This is a genomic window from Acinetobacter sp. Ver3 (assembly GCF_000632455.1).
GTDB lineage: Bacteria > Pseudomonadota > Gammaproteobacteria > Pseudomonadales > Moraxellaceae > Acinetobacter.
Window position 1 is genome coordinate 1 of sequence record NZ_JFYL01000171.1, and the last position, 859, is coordinate 859.

General features: G+C 33.6%; 1 protein-coding gene. It reads right to left on the reverse strand.

Annotated features, from left to right (window positions below):
• Positions 1–651: 651 nt before the first annotated feature.
• The coding region (locus CL42_RS16200; protein WP_035271013.1) for a transporter at positions 652–859 on the reverse strand (208 nt) is incomplete at its 5' end.

An 859-nucleotide genomic window follows, 5' to 3' on the forward strand; every position in this document is an offset into this window, starting at 1 on the left:
ATATGCTATTTTTATGATCACAGTCAACCATTCCTTTACTTACTGTATGCTAACTGCGCGGAGGGTTTGTTATTATTTATTATCAGATTGCGCTAAGCAGTTAAATGCAGGGCTGCAAGGAAATTTTGCCAGAGAGTTGCCGAAAGTTCAGATCTGGCATTGACAATCTTTCTGCCAATTCCGTAAGGAGACTACGGTAAATTGAACCGCGTATTTTAACTGTATTTTCAGAGTTATTTCAGATCACTACGTAGCTAGGGCTGTTTTACAGATCGAAATGATAAAGTCATAAATTGCTTTTCAAAAAAACTAATATGTTTCTTACAAGATCTGAAAGCAATAAATGTATTTACAATAAATAAGTCTTTATTTCAGAAAATCAAAAAAAGACTAAAATTTCTCCAACAATTTCCTTCTTATTTAAAAATTACTCTAATGAGAATCTGCAACAATCTATATTGGTTATCGATAAATTTATATCAAGAATCATGGCAAGTTGATCATGTGTTAGCCCAATTTTTTGTACTGCAGTTAAAACAGTTTATGGATCCATTAAAAAGCCTTGACTTATATAATTTTATGTTAATAAACAATGTTTTAAAAGGCCAAGGCTTTTATATCTAACTCAGGTTAAGTAAGAATAATTAGTCATTAAAATGTCCAAACCATTTTTAAGGTGGTGGAATGTCCTTCAGGACGATGTTCTACTTCAGTTTCTTTTAAAAACTTAGCTTCCAACGACCAGTTATCACGTTTGTATTGAATGGCAGGGCCAAACGCCAGTGCCTGTCCTTTCATGCCAATACTTTCTCCGTGCACCTCATCATCAGTGGTCTGTTTAAATGCATAGCCTTCTAGT